Annotated in this window: 14 protein-coding genes; 11 read left to right on the forward strand and 3 right to left on the reverse strand. The window is 64.9% G+C overall.

Going from position 1 to position 17,967, the window contains the following annotated elements:
- The first annotated feature begins 20 nt into the window (after nucleotides 1–20).
- The 11 genes from IPN92_08205 to IPN92_08255 all read left to right on the forward strand — a co-directional run bounded on the left by IPN92_08205 (nucleotide 21) and on the right by IPN92_08255 (nucleotide 13,984).
- Nucleotides 21–1,142 carry an efflux RND transporter periplasmic adaptor subunit gene (locus IPN92_08205; protein ID MBK8638264.1) on the forward strand — a complete coding sequence of 374 codons (1,122 nt, stop codon included), beginning with the start codon at nucleotides 21–23 and terminating at the stop codon, nucleotides 1,140–1,142.
- An 18-nt stretch (nucleotides 1,143–1,160) separates the two neighbouring features.
- Complete coding sequence (locus tag IPN92_08210) at nucleotides 1,161–4,259, forward strand: efflux RND transporter permease subunit (GenBank protein MBK8638265.1); 3,099 nt, start codon at nucleotides 1,161–1,163, stop codon at nucleotides 4,257–4,259.
- A gap of 12 nt (nucleotides 4,260–4,271) precedes the next feature.
- Entirely contained in the window at nucleotides 4,272–4,550 is a 279-nt protein-coding gene (locus IPN92_08215; GenBank protein ID MBK8638266.1) for a thioredoxin family protein, read from the forward strand.
- Between the two features lie 52 nt (nucleotides 4,551–4,602).
- Nucleotides 4,603–5,790 carry a hypothetical protein gene (locus IPN92_08220; protein MBK8638267.1) on the forward strand — a complete coding sequence of 396 codons (1,188 nt, stop codon included), beginning with the start codon at nucleotides 4,603–4,605 and terminating at the stop codon, nucleotides 5,788–5,790.
- Nucleotides 5,787–6,713, forward strand: coding sequence for a phosphate/phosphite/phosphonate ABC transporter substrate-binding protein (gene phnD, locus IPN92_08225; GenBank protein MBK8638268.1), 927 nt, complete (start codon nucleotides 5,787–5,789; stop codon nucleotides 6,711–6,713). Before IPN92_08220 ends, phnD begins: the two co-directional genes overlap by 4 nt.
- A complete protein-coding gene (locus tag IPN92_08230; protein ID MBK8638269.1) occupies nucleotides 6,710–8,083 on the forward strand; it encodes a hypothetical protein in 1,374 nt (457 codons plus the stop codon). Before phnD ends, IPN92_08230 begins: the two co-directional genes overlap by 4 nt.
- Nucleotides 8,080–9,432 (forward strand): sigma-54-dependent Fis family transcriptional regulator, encoded by a 1,353-nt coding sequence (locus IPN92_08235; protein ID MBK8638270.1) that lies wholly within the window; start codon nucleotides 8,080–8,082, stop codon nucleotides 9,430–9,432. The genes IPN92_08230 and IPN92_08235 overlap by 4 nt, the downstream gene beginning before the upstream one ends.
- A 199-nt stretch (nucleotides 9,433–9,631) precedes the next feature.
- Nucleotides 9,632–10,645: a sulfurtransferase gene (locus tag IPN92_08240; protein MBK8638271.1), complete on the forward strand. Its 1,014-nt coding sequence runs from the start codon at nucleotides 9,632–9,634 to the stop codon at nucleotides 10,643–10,645.
- Nucleotides 10,646–10,778: 133 nt separating this feature from the next.
- Entirely contained in the window at nucleotides 10,779–12,203 is a 1,425-nt protein-coding gene (locus tag IPN92_08245) for a YeeE/YedE family protein (GenBank protein MBK8638272.1), read from the forward strand.
- Between the two features lie 209 nt (nucleotides 12,204–12,412).
- On the forward strand, nucleotides 12,413–12,970 hold the full coding sequence (locus IPN92_08250) for a rhodanese-like domain-containing protein (GenBank protein MBK8638273.1): 558 nt from the start codon (nucleotides 12,413–12,415) through the stop codon (nucleotides 12,968–12,970).
- Nucleotides 12,971–13,054: 84 nt separating this feature from the next.
- Nucleotides 13,055–13,984 carry a sulfurtransferase gene (locus tag IPN92_08255; protein MBK8638274.1) on the forward strand — a complete coding sequence of 310 codons (930 nt, stop codon included), beginning with the start codon at nucleotides 13,055–13,057 and terminating at the stop codon, nucleotides 13,982–13,984.
- Between the two features lies 1 nt (nucleotide 13,985).
- Here IPN92_08255 and IPN92_08260 read toward each other — a convergent pair whose 3' ends face one another.
- The 3 genes from IPN92_08260 to IPN92_08270 are packed head-to-tail and all read right to left on the reverse strand — an operon-like array spanning nucleotide 13,986 to nucleotide 17,636.
- Entirely contained in the window at nucleotides 13,986–15,347 is a 1,362-nt protein-coding gene (locus tag IPN92_08260; GenBank protein ID MBK8638275.1) for a sigma-54-dependent Fis family transcriptional regulator, read from the reverse strand.
- Nucleotides 15,344–16,801, reverse strand: coding sequence for a HAMP domain-containing histidine kinase (locus IPN92_08265; protein MBK8638276.1), 1,458 nt, complete (start codon nucleotides 16,799–16,801; stop codon nucleotides 15,344–15,346). The genes IPN92_08260 and IPN92_08265 overlap by 4 nt, the downstream gene beginning before the upstream one ends.
- On the reverse strand, nucleotides 16,785–17,636 hold the full coding sequence (locus IPN92_08270) for a PhnD/SsuA/transferrin family substrate-binding protein (GenBank protein MBK8638277.1): 852 nt from the start codon (nucleotides 17,634–17,636) through the stop codon (nucleotides 16,785–16,787). The genes IPN92_08265 and IPN92_08270 overlap by 17 nt, the downstream gene beginning before the upstream one ends.
- Nucleotides 17,637–17,967: the final 331 nt, after the last annotated feature.

Consider the following 17,967-nt stretch of genomic DNA (forward strand, 5'->3'; position numbering starts at 1 on the left):
GGATTCGAAAACTCGTCGTCATGACCCTGTCATCCCGTGCCCCGGGGCCCTTGTCGGCCCTGATTCTCGCCTTTTTTTTGGTCGCCTGTGATCGCGGTGGCCAGGTCCCAACCAAAGCCACGCCCGCGCCGGTGGCGGTGACCCTGGAGACCCTGCAAGCAGGAACCTTTACCCGTTGGTTAACGGTGACCGGGACGGTGGAGCCGACCCGGGTGGCGGGGTTAGCCTCTCCGGCGGAGGGCCCGGTGATGAATTGCCAGGTGCGCGAGGGCGAACTGGTCAAGGCTGGGCAGGAGTTGGCGCGCATCGGTCGCCAGGTTTCGGCGACTGCCTTGGTCACCGCAGCCCGAGAAGAAGTGCGCCAGCGTGAACAGGAACTTGGCCGGGTGCAGGAGTTGGTCACTCACAAGTCGGTCTCCCGCGACCAACTCGACAGTGCCCGCGCTGCCTTGGAGCGGGCCCGCGCCGGGCTCGCCCAAGCGGAACAGGCGACTAGCGACTACTCGATCAGCGCGCCCTGGGACGGCGTGGTATCGCGCGTGCGGGTATCCGACGGAAACTACATCGCGCCGCGCGCGCCCCTGATCGACCTCTTTGACCCCAGCAGCCTGGTGCTCCGGTTGGCGGTGCCGGAGGCCGAGGCCTTTGCCCTGGCCCCCGGGGACCGGGTGCGGGCGACCTTCGATGCCATTCCCGAACGCCGCTTCGATCTGGTGATCATTCGCGCCTGGCCTGATCTGGACCGACGCCTGCGCACCCGGCAATTCGAGGCGCAATTGCCGACCGGGACCGAATTTGCTCCCGGCATGTTTGCCCGGGTGCGGGCCGTCCTGGAGGAGGTGCCGGCGGCCCTGACGGTCCCCGCCGAGGCCCTGCTAGGGGATGCCAAGTCTCGCTTTGTCTTTGTCTATACCCCCGGGGAGCCGACCGGCAGGGCGCGGCGGCGTCCGGTCGAGACCGGCTTCGACCAGGATGGCCGGGTGTGGGTGCGCGGTGGGCTGACGCCGGGGGAACAAGTGATCGTTGGGGGTATCGAGCGGGTACGCGACGAAGGGCCGGTCCGGCTGGAGGGCATTGGGCAGCCGCCTGGGGGGCCCGCGCCATCGCCCCACGCGGCTCCGCCATCCCCGGTGGCGCGATAAAACCGGAATAAAATCCTTATGCTCCATACTGCTATCACCCGCCGCGTGTCCACCGCCGTGCTGGCCCTCGGGCTGGCCCTGTTCGGGGCCTTGAACCTCGGCCAACTGCCGGTCGACTTTCTACCCTCCATCAAATATCCCCTGATCAAGATCTCGATTACCTGGCTCGGGGCCACCCCGGAGGACATCGATCGCAACCTGGCGGACCCCATCGAGCGTCAGCTTGCCTCGGTGGATGGGCTGGATTTCCTGAATTCCAGCGCCCTGGAAGGGCTCTACCAACTGGATGTCAATTTCCGCTATGGCGTGGACGTGGACACCGCCTATCAGGACGCCCTGGCTGCCTTCGCCCGCGCCCAGAAGGACTTACCAATCGATATCGATCCGCCGGTCATCATCAAGGCCGACCCTTCCCAACTGCCCGTGGTGCAGGTAGCCTTTGAGTCGGATCGTATGGATCTCACCCAATTGCGTACCTGGGTGGACAATTGGTTGACGGACCGGTTGCTAGCCGCTGGCGGCTTGGCGGCGGTGGACATCGCCGGTGGCTTGAAGCGAGAGATCCGCATCCTCCTCGACGCGGGGGCCCTGGAGAAGCACGGCATCAGCCTGGAACTGGTGGAGCGGCGGCTGCGCGAGGAAAACGTCCAACGCCTGGGCGGCCGGGTCACGGGGCTGCATCAGGAGACCATTGTGCGGACGGTTGGGGAGTTTGCCGACCTGGAAGCGATCCGTCAGATCGTCCTGCTACGCGAAGGGGTGTTAAGCGTGCGATTGGGCGATATCGCCCAGGTCGAGGACAGTCATGAGGAGGTGCGACTCATCACCCGGCTCAATGGCCGGCCGGCCGTCAAGGCCAATATTATCAAGCAGGCGGACGCCAATACCCTGGTGGTGGTGCGCAACCTGGAGCAGCGCCTGAGTGAACTGGCCCCGGGCTTCCCCGCGGGGCTGTCCTACAAGCTACTGGAAAATCAAGCTGATTACATCAACGACTCCTTGCGCGGGGTGCGTAATACGGCGCTGGAGGCCCTGGTCCTGGTGGTGCTGGTTCTGTTTCTCTTTCTGGGCAGCCCACGCCAGGTCCTGATTATCGCCATTGCCCTGCCTTTTGCCTTGCTCGCCAATTTTTTCCTGATGCGTCTGGCGGGCTTCTCCCTCAACATCTTCTCTCTGGGCGGCTTGGTGGTCGCCATCGGCGTGCTACCCGATGCTTCCATCGTGGTGGTGGAGAACATCACTCGGCTGCGTGGGTTATCGGCGGGCGGGCAGGGGGTGGCGCCCACTGCCAAGGGGTCGGCGGCAACCCCTGAGTCGCTGGCCGAACGAGGGACCCGCGAGGTCGGCGGCGCCATCCTGGCCGCGACCGTCACCTTCATCGCCCTCTTCGCGCCCTTTTTGCTGGTAGCGGGGATGATCACGCTGCTGTTCAAGGAGTTGGTGCTGGTGGTGCTCGGGTTGATGGTCATCGCCGGGTTGGCCGCCATCTCCCTCACCCCCATGCTCGCCGCCACGCTGGCGCCAACCCAACCCGCGCCCGGGGCCTGGAGCGAGCGATTCAACCGCGGGCTGCAGGCCGGCTATGGCTGGCTCCTGGGTCTGGCCTTGCGTCAGCGGGTCTTGACCTTGGTGCTGTTCCTGGGTCTGGCGGGGTTGGGAGTCTATCTCTTCCAGCAGGCAGGGGCTGAATTCTTCCCAGCGGTTGATGATGGCCGGGTGATGGTCAAGGTCCGGATGCCGGCGGGCGCGGCCCTGGGGCGACTCGACGCCATCAATGCCCAAATCGAGGCATTAGTCCGCGATGATCCGCGGGTGCGCAGCGTCTTCACCCTGAGTGGCGGGGCGGTGCGCGGCCTCTATACCAGCAAGATTGGTAACGAGGGCCAGGTTGATATCGAACTGGTTCCCGCCGCCGAACGCGATATCACCACCGCCGCATTCATCCGCGAGCTTCGCCCCAAGGTCGCCAAACTCCATGCTCCCGGCGCTATCCTGGGTGTCAGCCAGGCCAAAATGCGGGGCATTCGCAGCCTTGGCCAGGCCGAGATCGAGGTTGAGATCAGCGGTGCCCAGATCGCAACCCTGTTTGACCTAGCCAATTCCGTCGCTGGGCAGTTGAGCGAAGGTGCGGAGTTGACCAATGTCACAGTCTCCCTGGACTACTCCAAACCCGAGTGGCAGGTACGGGTGGACCGCACCCGTGCCGCTGATCTCGGCCTCACGGTGGCGGCGGTGGCGGCGGCCCTGCGTGGCTATATCGGTGGTGACGTGCCGACACGTTTCCGCGAGGCGAATAAACTCTATGATCTGCGGGTATTGGTACCCGAACGTTCGCTTGCCTCCCGCACCGACGTGGAGAACATGATCCTGAGTACCCCGACCGGCGATACCGTGCGTCTGCGCGAGATCGCCACGGTCAATGCCGCCGCTGGCCCGGTGGAAATCGTGCGCCAGAACCAGGTCAAGCAAGTCATCGTCCGGGCCGATCCCCAGGGCACCAGCCTGAGCGCGGCTCAGGCGGTGGTCAACGAGGCCTTGACCGCGGTGTCCTGGCCGGCCGGCTATACCTGGACCATCGGCGGCAAGGCCAAGCAAATGGCGGAAATGCAGTCAGTGGTTAAGCAGATCCTGGCCCTTGGCCTGTTTTTTTCCTTTATCGTGCTGGCGGTGCAGTTCAATAGCCTGCGTCTGCCACTGGTGGTGCTGCTCGCCGCACCCTTTTGTCTCACCGGACTGGGCTTCGGTCTGTGGTTGGCGGGCCAGCCCTTTGGCGCTACCGTCATCATCGCCGTCATGGTGGTGCTGGCGGCGAATGTGATCGACGGCGTGCTGCTGATCGAGACCGCGGAACATTTGCGGCGGGGCGGCCAGGGCCTGATGGACGCTACCCGGGAGGCCGGCCTCAGTCGGCTGCGCCCCCGGCTTATGACCGTACTGCCCGCCACCTTGGGTTTCGCGCCGCTGGCCTTTGCCTTGGAGGAAGGGGGCGAGCTGTTGCGGCCCATGGCCGCGGCGGCCATCGGCGGCCTGTTGATGAATGTGCTGGTCGCCCTGCTGCTGGTCCCGGTACTTTACACCTGGCTGACACCCCAGCGTGACTCACTGAAAGACGGATAAGGGGATGAACGCATGAACGCCTTACCCAGTCGCCACATCCAGGTCTTGGGTTTCGATTGCCCCACCTGCCGCAAGACCCACGATCGCATCGCCGCGGTAGCGGCCCGGCTGGGGGTGGTCCTTCATCTTGAGAAGGTCAGCGATCCACGCCAGATCGCCGCCTATCGACTGCTGGCGCCACCGGGGGTGGTGGTGGCGGGCCGGCTGGTGTACTGCGGCGGTCTGCCAAAGGATAGGCTGATCGAGGCTTGGCTGATGGAATCTCAACCAACGTCTGGGACAGAGGAATGAGCCTGATTGTGCAATATTTTGTACAAAGGCATCCGTTGTGAAGAAGGCGGGATTGAATTTGATTTTCCTGGCCCGGAAAACCACGGCCAGGCAGCTCCTCTTTATCACCCTGATGGCCTCTGGCCCAGTGGCGGGGGAGGATTTGGACGCCCTGCTCAACCAGGGCCATTGGGAGCGTCCACTCCCCCTCCAGGGCCCACCGCCACTCGTCTTTGGCGACGTCGAGGTGTTGACGGACCTATCCGCCGGCGCTTGTGCCCAGTGCCACCCTCTCCAGTATGCCGCCTGGCGCGACTCGCTCCACGCCACCGCACTCTCCGCTGGCGTGCTTGGGCAGCTTGATGCCTTTGACGAGGCCACCCGGCGTGACTGTCTGGCCTGCCACGCCCCTCAGGTAGTGGCGGCGGAAGGGAGGGAGCCGGAGGGCCTGGCTGGGGTAACCCAGGCGGTGGGGATCGATTGCTCGGTCTGCCATGTCCGCGCCCATCGCCGTCACGGTCCCCGCGCCCTCGCCGAGACTCCCCATGGGCCGGTGGTTGAGTTGCCGCTCTTCCGTCGAGCGGAATTCTGCGCCCCCTGTCATCAGTTCGATTCGACCGGGCTGGTAGTCAACGGCAAGCCGCTGGAAGATACCTATGCCGAGTGGTTGGCATCGCCCCAGGCGGCAGCGGGAATCACCTGTCAATCTTGCCATATGCCCGATCGGGCGCATGGCTTCAAGGGTATCCACGACCCGGAGATCACCCGTCGCGGCTTGGCGCTGGAGGTGAGGCGCACGGTGCGGGGCTTGGCGGTAACGGCGACCAACGTCGGGGCCGGGCACCGACTGCCTACCTACGTTACCCCCCGCATCCGCGTCCAACTGGAGGGTGAGGGTGACGTGCGCCGTGAGCATGTGATCGCCCGGTTGATGCGCTGGTCCAGAGAGGCGGGCTGGGAGGAATTGAGCGACGACCGACTGGCGCCGGGGCAATCGGTCGAACTGGCCTTGGACTTGCCGATGGGGGCGCGGGGCCGGGTAGTGGTGCGGGTAGAACCGGATTGGGACTATCATGAGCGCGTCTATCCAGCCTTGCTCAAGATGCTGGACGAGGAACTGAGCGATGTGGCCCGCGCCCTGCTGGAGCAGGCCATGGCGGCCTCCGGGCGCACGGCCTACGATCTTTACCGCTTCGCCTGTCCCCCCTGGCAGGGGCACCAAACCTCCTGCATCGAACACTCCGCCGAGGAAGCCCCATGAGCCACCGCCCCGCCCCTTGTCTGTTCGCCGGGCTGGGCCTCGCCTTGGCGCTGCTCCTCTCGGCTTGTGGTAAGACTGCCCAGCCCCCGCCCGCCCAGGCTCCCGCCGCCGGCGCGCCGCAAGGCGATGCCCTGCTTTTTGCTATCCACCCCTACGACACCCCTAGCCGTCTGTTGGCCCGTTTCCAGCCGCTGTGCGACTACCTGGGCGCGGAGATTGGACGCCCGGTGCGCCCCTACATCGCCCACTCCTACGACGACCAGATCCGCCTGATCACGGGCGGTCAGGTGGACCTCGCCTACCTTGGCCCCGCCCCTTACCTGAGTGCCAGTGGACGCATTCGCGATGATCCGACATGGGGCGGGCTCGAACTCGTGGCCGCCGAGACCCTGCATGGGGTGGCGGGCTACCGCAGCGTGATCCTGGTCCGCGAGCAGAGCCCTATCCAGACCCTTGCCGACCTGCGCGGGAGGCGTTTCGCCTTTGCCGACCATCGCTCCTATGGCGGTCACTTCATACCGCGCGCCCAACTCTGGGAAGCGGGGCTCACCCTGGCCGACCTGGGGGACTACAGCTACCTGGGCCGTCACGAACGGGTCGCGCTGGCGGTGGCTCACGGTGACTTCGATGGCGGGGGGTTGCGCGAGGACGTGGCGCGCCTTTACCTGGACCGAGGTTTGCGTATCATCGCCACCTCGCCCCTGCTGCCACCCCATGTGATCGTGGCCCGTCCGGGGCTGGACCCTGACCTGGCGGCCGCGGTGCGGCAGGCCCTCATCGAACCAAGCCCGGCCCTGGCATCGGCCCTGGCCGCCCTGGGCGAGGGCGAGGGCTTCGCCGCCGTGGAGGCCGGGGCCTTTGAACCCGCCCGCCAGATGGTGAAGGCCATCGAAGGGGCGCTCCCGGCACTGGAGGCGCCATGAAACAGCCCACTACCCTCTCGGCGATGCTTACTCTTTATATCGGTGGTGGCCTCCTCGCCCTTGGACTGCTGCTCGGCCTGATCGCACTCCAGGGGGGCGGGCGGCTGCTGGAACAGGCTTTTCAGGACAAGGCCGAGGCCTTGGCGCGCCAACTCGCCACCATTAGTCTCGACGCCCTGCTGATTTACGACTACGGTACCCTCGAGCGTTATCTGCATGACCTTCAGGCCCAGCCGGGGGTGCGCTACCTCAGCGTACGCCGCGCTGACGGCGAGACTCTGGGCGAGGCCGGGATCGCCCCCCAAGGGGCGGCGGGGGTGGTGGTCTGGCCCATCCAGTTAGGGGCCAACCATCTGGGCGAGGTCACCGTAGCCTATGACGTCAGCCCGGTACGGGAGGCGGTGCGGCGCATCGCCCTGCTGGGTGCCCTGAGTCTCATGGGCGCGGTGGGGCTGCTCTACTTCTGGTTGCGCCGGGTGCTGGAGCTACGCTTGGTGCGGCCGGTGCAGGCCTTGGCCGACCAGGTCGGGGCCTCGCCGGACAACCCGGCCCTGCCCTGGGCGCGGATGCCCGAGGAACTGCGCCGGGTCGCTCAAGCCTTGGTCGGCATGTGCGCCCAGGTAGAGGAGTCGGGGCGCCAGCGGGAACTGGCCGAACGCCAGGCCCGCGCCGCCACCGAGCGGATGTGCCGCGACCAACGTCTGGCCAGCGTCGGCCAGATGGCCGCCGGGCTTGCCCACGGCCTCAATACCCCACTGGGCAATATCATTGGCTACGCCCAGCAGGCAAGGCGAGGGGCCACCGACCCCCGGCTGGTGGAGCGTTTAGGGGTGATCGAAGAGCAGGGTGGGGTGTGCGCCAGCATTGTACGCAACCTGCTCGACTCGGCGCGTCCGCCAGAGGCCCGTCCCCATCCCCTGTTACTCAGCGACAAGCTCGATGCCTCCGTGCTCCTGATGCGCCCGGTGCTGCGTGACCAGGGGGTTGGGCTGATCGAAGTCAGCGGTAGGGCGGCTTCACCCATCTGGGCCGACCCGACCTGTGTCGAACAGGTGCTTTTCAATATCATGACCAACGCCGCCGATGCTGGCGCTCACACCCTCCGACTCCAGGTCGAGGAGGATGCCCGGCAGGTGCGGCTGACCCTGCGCGACGATGGTGGCGGTATGTCAGAGGCGATCCGCGCCCGGCTGTTCCAGCCCTTTGTCACCGGCAAGCCCCCCGGCAAGGGGACCGGCCTAGGGCTGCACATCTGCAAGACCCTGCTCAATTCAGTGGGAGCCGACATCGAACTCCTGGAGACCGGCCCCCAGGGCACCGCCTTTCGCGTCACCTGGCAGGTGGCCGGCGGTGAGGGGGTGGCCCCATGAGCCGTCGCTACACCCTGCTGATCGCCGAGGACGACCAGCGCATGGCCGAATTACTCGCCGAACTGGCTGTCGCCCAGGGATTTGAGCCGCGTCTGGCCGCCGATGGTGTCGAGGCCGTCGGGATTTTGGAGCGCGGCGAGGCCGAAGCCTTGTTGACCGATCTGCGTCTGCCGCCCCCGGACGGAGTCGCCCTGCTCAAACTCGCCCGGCGACTTGATCCCGAGCGGCCCGCCGTGCTCATCACGGGCCATGCCACCCTCCAGGTGGCGGCGGACGCCTTTCGCGGTGGGTTGTTCGATCTCATCACCAAGCCCTTTGACACCGCCGAGGTGGAGGCCCTGCTCGGGCGTATTCGCCGCCTCCTCGATCACCATGCCCGTGGGGAGGCCCTGGATGCCCTGCTTGCACGTATGGAGGGCAACCCGGTCCCGCCTATCGTCCAGAGCCCGGCCGCCCGCGCGGCCCTGGCCCTGGTGGAACAGGTCGCCCCCCTCAATGTCCCGGTGCTCCTTGATGGCGAGACCGGCACCGGCAAGAGCGCCACCGCCCGCCTGATCCACCAGGCCAGCCCGCGCCACCAAGGGCCCTTTTTCACCCTGAGTTGCGCGGCCCTTGCCGAGGAGTTGACTGAAAGCGAGCTCTTCGGCCATGAAGTTGGCGCCTTCACCGGCGCCACCAAGCGCAAGCGCGGCCTCTTGGAGCTGGCCGAGGGCGGTACCCTGCTGATCGATGAAATCAATAGCGCAGGACTCAAGGTTCAGGCCCGACTGCTTCAGTTCATCCAGGAACGCACCCTGCTGCGGGTGGGTGGCACCCAGGCGGTGACTGTGGACGTGCGCCTGATTCTCGCCGGCAACCAACCCCTGGAGCCGATGGTGCTCGCCGGGGCCTTTCGCCAGGACCTTTGGTACCGCATCAATGTCTTTCCCATCAAACTGCCGCCACTACGGGAGCGGCGCGAGGATATTGCCCCTCTGGCCGAGGGGATGCTTGCTCGCTTCGCCCGGGAACTTGAACGTCCGGCCCGCCGATTCCACCCCGAGGCCTTGGAGGGGCTTATCGCCTACGACTGGCCCGGCAACATTCGCGAGCTGGAGAACCTGGTCCAGCGCGCCGTGATCCTCGCTCCCGGGGAGACGGTAACCCTTGCCCACTTGCCCCTGGAGTTGAGGCCCGCCCCCGCGCTCCTGGCGTCCCTCCCAGCCCCTATCCCCCTGGATGCGACCCTGGCCGAGGTGGAACGAATCTGGATCGCACAGACCCTGGCGCGCTGCGGCGGCAATAAGAGCGAGGCGGCGCGACGCCTGGGGATCGACGCCTCCACCCTGTATCGCAAGCGGAGAGGTTAGGGTGAGGGGACCGGGAGCCTGGTAACCGCCCATGCAAAATGCCATGCTCTGGCATTTTGCATGGGGCATGGGACCAGGCCCATTGCATTACTAATTGAATTTGTTCGTATTAATAATTGGCATCACTCCTGCATAAGAACTTGGAGCCGGGCACAGACCCGGATATCCCAATCCAAGATTCAAGAACTGGAGGAGTGTTATGCAACCATCCTTAACCCGCGCCTTGGGGCGCACTCTCTTCGTGGTCCTCTGCGCGGCCATGGCCTGGCAGGTCCAGGCGGCACAGGTACCCGGCCCGGTGGTGGATACCGAGTGGCTGGCGGGCAATCTCAACCAGGTCGTGGTGCTGGACGTGCGCCGCGACCCCCAAACCTTCATCCGCAAGTCCGGGGGCGGTGGCGAGGTAGCCGGGGTCCAGGCCTGCGGTGCCAAGGGCGCCGCGGGCGGGGTCTCCGGCCACATCCCGGGCTCCGCCCTGCTGGAATGGAAGGAGATCGCGGTCAAGACCAAGACCGATGGCATCGAGCTATTCGACAGCGTCCCGGACAAGGCCTCCTTCGAGGCCTTGATGCAACGCAGCGGCGTCAAGAAGGACAGCGCCATCGTGATCACCAATCCCGGCGATGGGGTCCCGGCGGTCGCCGACGGGGCACGCCTCTATTGGACCCTCAAGTACTTCGGCTATGACAACGTGGCCCTGCTCGACGGCGGGGTAGCCAAGTGGGCCGCCGAAAAGCGCGACATCGAGTTTGGCCGACCCAAGACAGTGGCCGGCAACTGGACGGCTGGTGCGGAGCGTCGGGAACTGCTGGCGACCCTGGACGATGTACAGGCCGCCAGCACATCCGGCAGCGCTCAGATCGTCGATATCCGTACCCCCGAGTTCTACCTGGGCCTGACCCACAAGGCCGACAAGGTGGCCAAGAAAGGCCACGTCCCCGGCGCCAAGAATCTGTCCTTCCTGGTCCTGGCCAAGGAAAGCGACAAGGGGACGACTTTCTACGCCGTGGACGACCTCCGCCGCGTATCCACCGAGTTGGGGATCGATCCCAACAAGCCTGTCATCACCCACTGCAATACCGGCCACCTGGCCGCCGCCGGTTGGTTCGTCATGCACGAACTCCTCGGCGACAAGCAGGCGCGCCTCTACGACGGCTCCATGAACGAATGGGCCGCCGACCCGGCGCGCCCGGTCAGCAACAAGGCCGACTAGGCACAATTCTCTGCCAGGGATGGCAAAGGAACCGCCGTCCCCGCCCCAGTAGCCAGGCAGTGCAGTTTCGCGTCCGCGGATGCGTCGCTGTACCCCAACCAACAAAAAGACCTCAAAGGAGAACCGCTTCATCATGCACGCATCGACAGCCGTATTCGTGGGGGACGCCCCCCAAGAGACCCTCGGCAAACGCCTGCTCACCCGCCAGTGGCCCTTCTGGCTCGGCGGGCTGCTGGTCGGCCTCGCCGAGATCCTGTTCTACTTCCACACCGATATGTTCATTGTCGTCACCACCGGACTGGCCCAGATGTTCGCGGTCTCCGAGGTGCATCTGTTCGGGATCGACTGGGTAGCCCGTATCTATGAGCCCGGCGTCCACTGGACCATCATCGCGGCGGTGGCCGGGGCGCGCCTGGTGGCCGTCACGGAAAAGGAGTCCCGCGGCTGGGTGAAATACAACTGGAAGATGCTGGTCCTCGCCTTCATCGGCGGCCTGCTGTTCTCCTTCGGGACCCGCTTGGCCGCCGGCTGCACTACCCATCACTTCATGGGCGGCCTCCCCGCCATGAGCATCGCCTCCTGGGTGGTGCTTTTGTCGGGCATCCCGTTTGCCTTCGTCGCCTTCCTGATTGCCATGAAGGCCGGCCTGGGCGGTTATTTCAAGCACCAGGAGACGCTGAGCACGGCCCGCCACAACCTAAGCAACCCGCTCAATCCACAGCCCGGGTACGACCCCGATTACAACCCCTGGCTGAGCCCCCTGCGCTGGGCACTGAACGCCTTCCTGATCCTTATCCTCCTGGCCCTGCCCATCTGGTTCGGCGTGACCAGCTGGATCTCCGGCTCGGTGAATCAGATCGGCTGGACCGAGGTGATCTGGATGGCCATCCCCGGCTTGCTCCTGGGCTACGGCATCGCCAAGACCGGCTTCGGCACCGAGTGCTCGGTCATGGCCCCGGAGGCGACCTTCACCAAGGAATCGTTTTACCTCGCGGGTGGGGTACCCCAGTGCACCTACCGGATGTTCCGCGGCATGTTGCCCCTGCAAGGCTTCATGGTGGCCGTCGTGACGTTCAACCTGTTCATCGTGGCCTGGTGGCTGCTGGGTCTGGGGACCATCCCCAACGCCTCGGGGCAGGCGGGTCTGTACTGGGGCCACATCCTGGGCGGTCCGCTGCTCGGCATGGGGGCGGTCTTCATGATCGGCTGCGAGGTACGCACTTACGCCCGCCTTGGGCTTGGTTATTCCACTGCCCTGGTCGCCCTGCCCGGCTTTTATGTTGGCTACCTGCCTTATACTTTTTTCAAGGAACCGATTGACGCCGTCGTCTTCGGCGAGGGCCTGACCCAGTTCATCACCATCCCGGAATGGGCAGCCTACACGCTGGGCGGGACCGAAGTGCAGTGGGTCATCGCCTACAGTCTGGCGATGATCGGCATTCTGATCATGTCGTTCAAGGCGGCCCACGGCTTCCTTGGTCTCAACTTCAAGCAGCTCTTCTACCGCAACACGGATGAGATCGTTTACGCCTCGCTGCGGGAGCCCCAGGCGATCTGAAGGCGGCCAGAGACGGCGTGCAAGAATCGGAACCAGCCCCGGCCACGGCTGGGTTGGTTCCGGCGGGTGAGCAACAACTTACGGCGCATAATAGGGGTTGTCCACTGCAAGGACGTCACCGCTAGGGCTGAATATGACTGACTGCCAGTCCACTCGAGACAACCACCACAAGGCATCCCGGCAACATTTTTTTACGAGGAGTGATTCAGATGGCAAGAACCTTTCGTTCCCTTTCCGCGGCCCTGTTACTGGGTGCCGTCTGTGCTGTACCCATTTCCGCCCAAGCCCTGACTAGCATCTCTAAGGAGACCGATGTGGAGGCGGTGGCCCTCAAGGTCGCCAATGAGACCGTACAGGGCGGTTACAAGCTGATCACCATGGAGGAGGTCAAGAAGCTGATCGACGCCAAGGACGCGTTTGTCCTGTTGGACGCCCACCCCAAGTGGGAGTTTGAAATGGGCTATATCGACGGTGCCCGTCACTTCGGCTTCCAGTCCAACATGAGCGGTGAATGGGAGAAAGACGTGGACGCCCCGGGGGCTACCCAGGACGACTACCGTAAGGTACTGGGTCCGGACCTGGACATGAAGATCGTGATTTACTGCGGCTTCACCAAGTGTGGACGTTCCCACAATGCCGCCACCTGGGCCAGGAAGCTGGGCTACACTCAAGTTTACCGTGCTCCCGGAGGCATCACCGCCTGGAAGGACCTGGGCTACCCTTACCAGGTGGTGCCCAACCCGGGCAATGGCTACCCTAACAAATAGCCCGTTCGCGCCCTGTCCGGAACGCCTTGCCCCGCCACTAGCGGGGCATTTTCTTGGTGTAATCGAAAAATCGAGGAGACCCCGATGTTGAGACGTTTGCTAATTTCAGTCCTCCTGTCCATTCTCGCCTTCGCTCCCGCGGCCCAGGCCGCCCGCGACTTTCTGGTCGACGCCGATTGGCTCGCCGCCGAGCAGGCCAACAACCCTAAACTCATCGTCCTGGAGGTGCGCTATCACCCGCACCGCTATTTCACCGTCGGGCATATCCCAGGCGCCATCCAAGTACAGCGGTTTAAGGATTTGGGCGACAACGACGGTCGTTCCATCATGCTCTTCCCGTCCCAGGAGGACTTCCAGGCCACCCTGCGCCGCTGGGGTGTGAATGACGACTCCACCCTGGTGATCTACGACGACTCCCGCTCCGCCCTGGCCGCTCGGCTTTACTACCTGTTGGGGCTCTACGGCTTCGATATGGCGCGAGTTAAGGTGCTCAATGGCGGAGCCCTGGAATGGAGCGGGTTCAACAATCTGACGCAGGAGCCTACCCCCAACCCAGCCCCCGGCTTCGTCACCCTCAAGGGCGCTAACCCCGCCCTGTTCGTGCCCTGGCAGGAGGTTTATGACGACGTGGTCTCCCGCCGCGACCCCGGGGTCGTGCTGGTGGACGCCCGCCCCGCCGATATGTATAGCGGCAAGACCATCCGCCATTCGGTGCAGGGTGGGCATATCCCTGGCGCCCTCAACGTCGTCTCCCTGGACGGCACCGACCCACTAACCCAAAAGTGGCGAGATGAGACCGAGTTGGCCGGGCTCTACCAGGCTGTTTCCAGGGACAAGACCGTATACCTCTATTGTCACGATGGCTTTCGGATGAGCCTTGGCTGGTTACAGCTCCATGCCATGGGCTTCCAGGATATCCGTCTGCTGGATGGCGGCTGGGGGGTGTGGGACCGTGCTTTCACCCTGCCGGTGGTGACCGGAGACCAGCCTTACGATGAGGAGTTCGCCCTCTAGCTCAACCCTTACCGTCGGCCTCGTGGATGCCGACGGCCTCGTGGATGCCGAGCCTCCTGCTCTTCTCCCATAGGGTCTTGCGGCTGATACCTAGACTCTCGGCGGTGCGGGCAACCTGCCAGTCGTTCGCCACGAGGGCCTTGCGAATGTAGTTGCGCTCGCACTCTTGGAGATAACCCGCCAGATCCCCCGAGCCAAACCTTGCGTTCTCTTCCAGGATTTCCTCCTCGAAGAAATGCCAGGGCTCAAGCACCTGGTCGCTGGCCATGATGCAGGCGCGCTCGATACAGTGCATCAGCTCCCGGATGTTCCCAGGCCAGGGGTAGTCCAGGAGGGCCTGCTCCGCCCGCGCGCTGAGGGAGCGCCGCTGGCCGCCCCAGCGCACCGCGAACTCGTCGAGAAAGATCCCGGCGAGCCACAGGATGTCGTCCTTGCGTTCGCGCAGCGGCAGGATCCTGATCTGGATGACATTGATCCGGTAGAAGAGGTCCTCGCGGAATTGGCCCTGGCCGACCATCTCCTTGAGATCGCGGTTAGTGGCGCAGATCAGGCGCAGGTTGACCGCAATCGAGCTCTCGCCGCCGACGCGCACGATGCGCCGCTCTTGGATGGCCCGCAGTAGCTTGACTTGCATGGCCAGCGGCATCTCGCCGATCTCGTCGAGGAACAGGGTGCCGCAGTGGGCCTGCTCGAAGACCCCCTTCTTCGCGCGGATGGCCCCGGTGAAGGCACCCTTTTCATGTCCAAATAGCTCCGCCTCGACCAGGGTCTCGCTGACGGCGCCACAGTTCACCGCGATGAAGGGGCACCGCTCGTCCTCGCGAGCCATGCGATGCAGCTCGCAGGCGACCCGCTCCTTGCCGACCCCGGATTCGCCGCTGAGCAGGATGGTGTTGGCGTGCCGAGCGATGCGCGGCAGCACTTCCTCCACTCGGCGCATGGCCTGGGATACTCCGAGGCGCGCCGCCCCCTTCGAGGCTTGGTGGTCGTGGAGGCGCACCAAGGCACCGATCTTCTCGATCAGGTTCTCCAGGTCGAAGGGCTTGGTGATGTAGTCGGCGGCGCCCTGCTTCAGGAGTTGGACTGCGCGGTCGATCGACCCGTAGCCGGTGATGAAGATAAAAGGCGGCAGGGGGGCCTGGCCTTGGCGCAATTGGGCGAACATCTCCCCACCGTCCCGGTCGGGCAAGCGGATGTCGCTGATCACCAGCGCATAGGGCTTGACGCCGATCCAGGCCACTGCCTCGGTGGCCGTCTGGAACCAGTCGAAGGCAATCCCCTCCAGCTCGAAGCGCTGACAGAGGGACTCCCCCATGATGGGGTCGTCTTCCACGAGACAAATCGGTAGGCCGGAATTCTTCATGTGCAGGGTGCCGGTAGCGGCAAAGAAACGGCAAAACGTGTGTCGCCCGGCACGCTTTCGACGACGATCTCGCCGCCAAGCTGGGTGACGATCTGGTAGGTGACCCAGAGACCCAGGCCATGACCGGATTCACGCCCGGTCGAGAAGGGCTCGAAGAGGTACTCCGCACGCTCCGGGGGAATGTAGCCTCCGTCGTTCCTGACTACTAGATGCAGATGGGTGCTGTCGCGATAGACCTGGCAGCCCATCTGGCCCCGCTCCCCGATCGCCTGGGCCGCGTTCAGCATAAGGTTGATCAGAATCTGGCGCACCAGTGTCGAAGGCAACGGCAGGGTCTCGACGATGTCGTTGTCCCAGGCGAAGTCGGCGCGCTTGCGTTGGATGTCGGCCTGAATCAGGGTATGGGTGTCCTCGATGTCCTGGCGAGTCAGCGGGTGGGTCTCCACCCTGGCCTCGACCAGCAGGGCGGCGACCGTGTCCCTGATCTGCACCAGGCCGCGCTCGAGCAGATTGATGGTGCGCTCGGCAACGGGGTCGAGCTTACCGTGGTGCTTAAAGGTGTCGATGGCATTGAGCATGCCGCCCAGCGGGTTGTTGATCTCGTGGGCGATACCCGCCGAGAGGCGTCCGATGGCCGCCAGGCGTTCCGACAACATGACCGCGCGCTTGAGCGATTCCTTTTCCCGCAGCTCCCCGACCATGCGCTTGAAGGCAGTGCCCACCTGTCCGAGCTCATCGCGCGATTCCTCGACCTGAATCTCCTCGTCGTCGGGGATGCGCGCGCCCACCTTACCCATGCTCTGCGCCAGCCTCACCATCGGCACGGCAAAGCGCTGGGCCCAGAGCCAACTGGCCGGGATCAGGAACGCGATCACGACTAGGGTGACGAGGGCGGCCCGCCGTGCGATGGCGAGGAAGCGCGGCACGAAGACACCCTTCGAATAACCCATCACCAGATGCCCGAGCAAGACCCCGTCGGCGACGATCGGGGTCACCATATAGATCTTGTCCGACCCGGGGATCTCCACCGGCCGGGTCTCGAATTCGCGGTACTGGGTCAGGGCCGGCGCCAGCGCATGGAAGTCGGGGTTGATCCGCGCCGGATCGGCCAGCATCGGGTACTGGCTGGGTTGGGTCGAGACATAGACCTGCTGGCGGGGGTCGAGCACCAGCACTACCTCCACCCCGAGCTGGGCATACTCCTGGGGGTGGGTCTGGAATGGCGAGTTGATGATCTCGAAGGCCCGCCACAGGTCGTCGTGGGTGATGGGGGTGACCAGGGTCTTGGCCAGCAGCCGGCCCAGGCTCGCGGAATTGGCCAGGAGGTCCTGCTTGAGCTCGTCGTACTCCCGGACGATCAGCGAGGTGGTCACCGCGGCCGCCGTGACGATGACCAGCACGCTGCCGCGCAACGGGATCTTGTAACGGAAGCTGAGATCACGAAGCCGCCGCATGGGACGCCGCGTCGACCGCCTTGACCATGTGGGCGATACCCTCGAACAGGGCCTCTTCACCCGCGACGAAACCGTCGAGATTCAGCCGCCGCAACAGCGCGGCGCCATCGGCATCGCGCCCCATCTCCAGCAGTACCTGGCGCATCGCCAGGAGGGGTGCGGGCTCGGCCCCCCTTCGCGCGACCAGCGGCGGAAAGCCGAACTCGGGCGACTTCACCACGATGCGGGTCTGCCCCGTCAGTTGCGGCTGGAGCCGCTGCACCGTCTCCCAGACATAGCCATCGACCGCACCCCCCTGGGCCAGGCCGGCCGCCACCGCCTCCAGGACCTTGCGGTGCGCCCAGGTGAAGAAGGTGCGGGCAAAGAAGGCCTTGGGCCGCTCCTGCAACTGGACTAGGGCATAGTTGGGATAGAGCCAGCCCGAGTTGGAATCGGGGTCGGAGAAGGCGAAGACCTTGCCGCGCAGATCGAGGATGGAGCGCGTCACCGTATCCGACGCCAGCACGATCAAATAGGACCGATAGAGCGGCTTGCCCTCGAACAGCGGTACGGCGAGCAACTGGAGGTCCGCGGCCTGGCGCACGTAGGGATAGCCGCAGACCCAGGCGTAATCGAGCCTGTCCGTGCGCAACAGGTCCATGATCTCGCGATAGGTGCCGCGCTGCACGAAGCGCACCGGGTGCAGCAGCCGCGCCTCCAGGTACAGGCGCCAGTCGCTGAGGAAGGCGACCTGATCGTCGAGAAACACCGGGGTCAGACCGATGCGTAACGCATCGGTGCGCTCATCGGCCCGCGCGAGCCCCCAGGGCGTCTGGGTCGCCGCCATCGCCGCCATCAGGAAAGCCCGGCGCCTCACCTGCACACCTCCGGATCTGGTCTCTTATCGATTGGGCCAAGGGTTCCTGGCCCTCTTAGATTGGACCAGCAATGGGACGGCGGCGCAAGCTACTGCGCCGCCTGGTCCAACAGGTGGCGACACCCCATGGGACCCGGTCACGGGGTCTTTGCAGCATGGGAGGTTGCGCCCGCGTAACGCGGCGCCGGGGCGCGGTTACGCGGGCGTAACCTTCCGCCCTGCGTAATCACATTAAACACATAAAAAAACATTATGTTAATGATTGGCTCGCGACTTGCGGTGTGGTTGGCGTGCCCCGGGGAAGTGGTAT

This window comes from Chromatiaceae bacterium (assembly GCA_016714645.1).
Taxonomy (GTDB): Bacteria; Pseudomonadota; Gammaproteobacteria; order Chromatiales; family Chromatiaceae; genus M0108.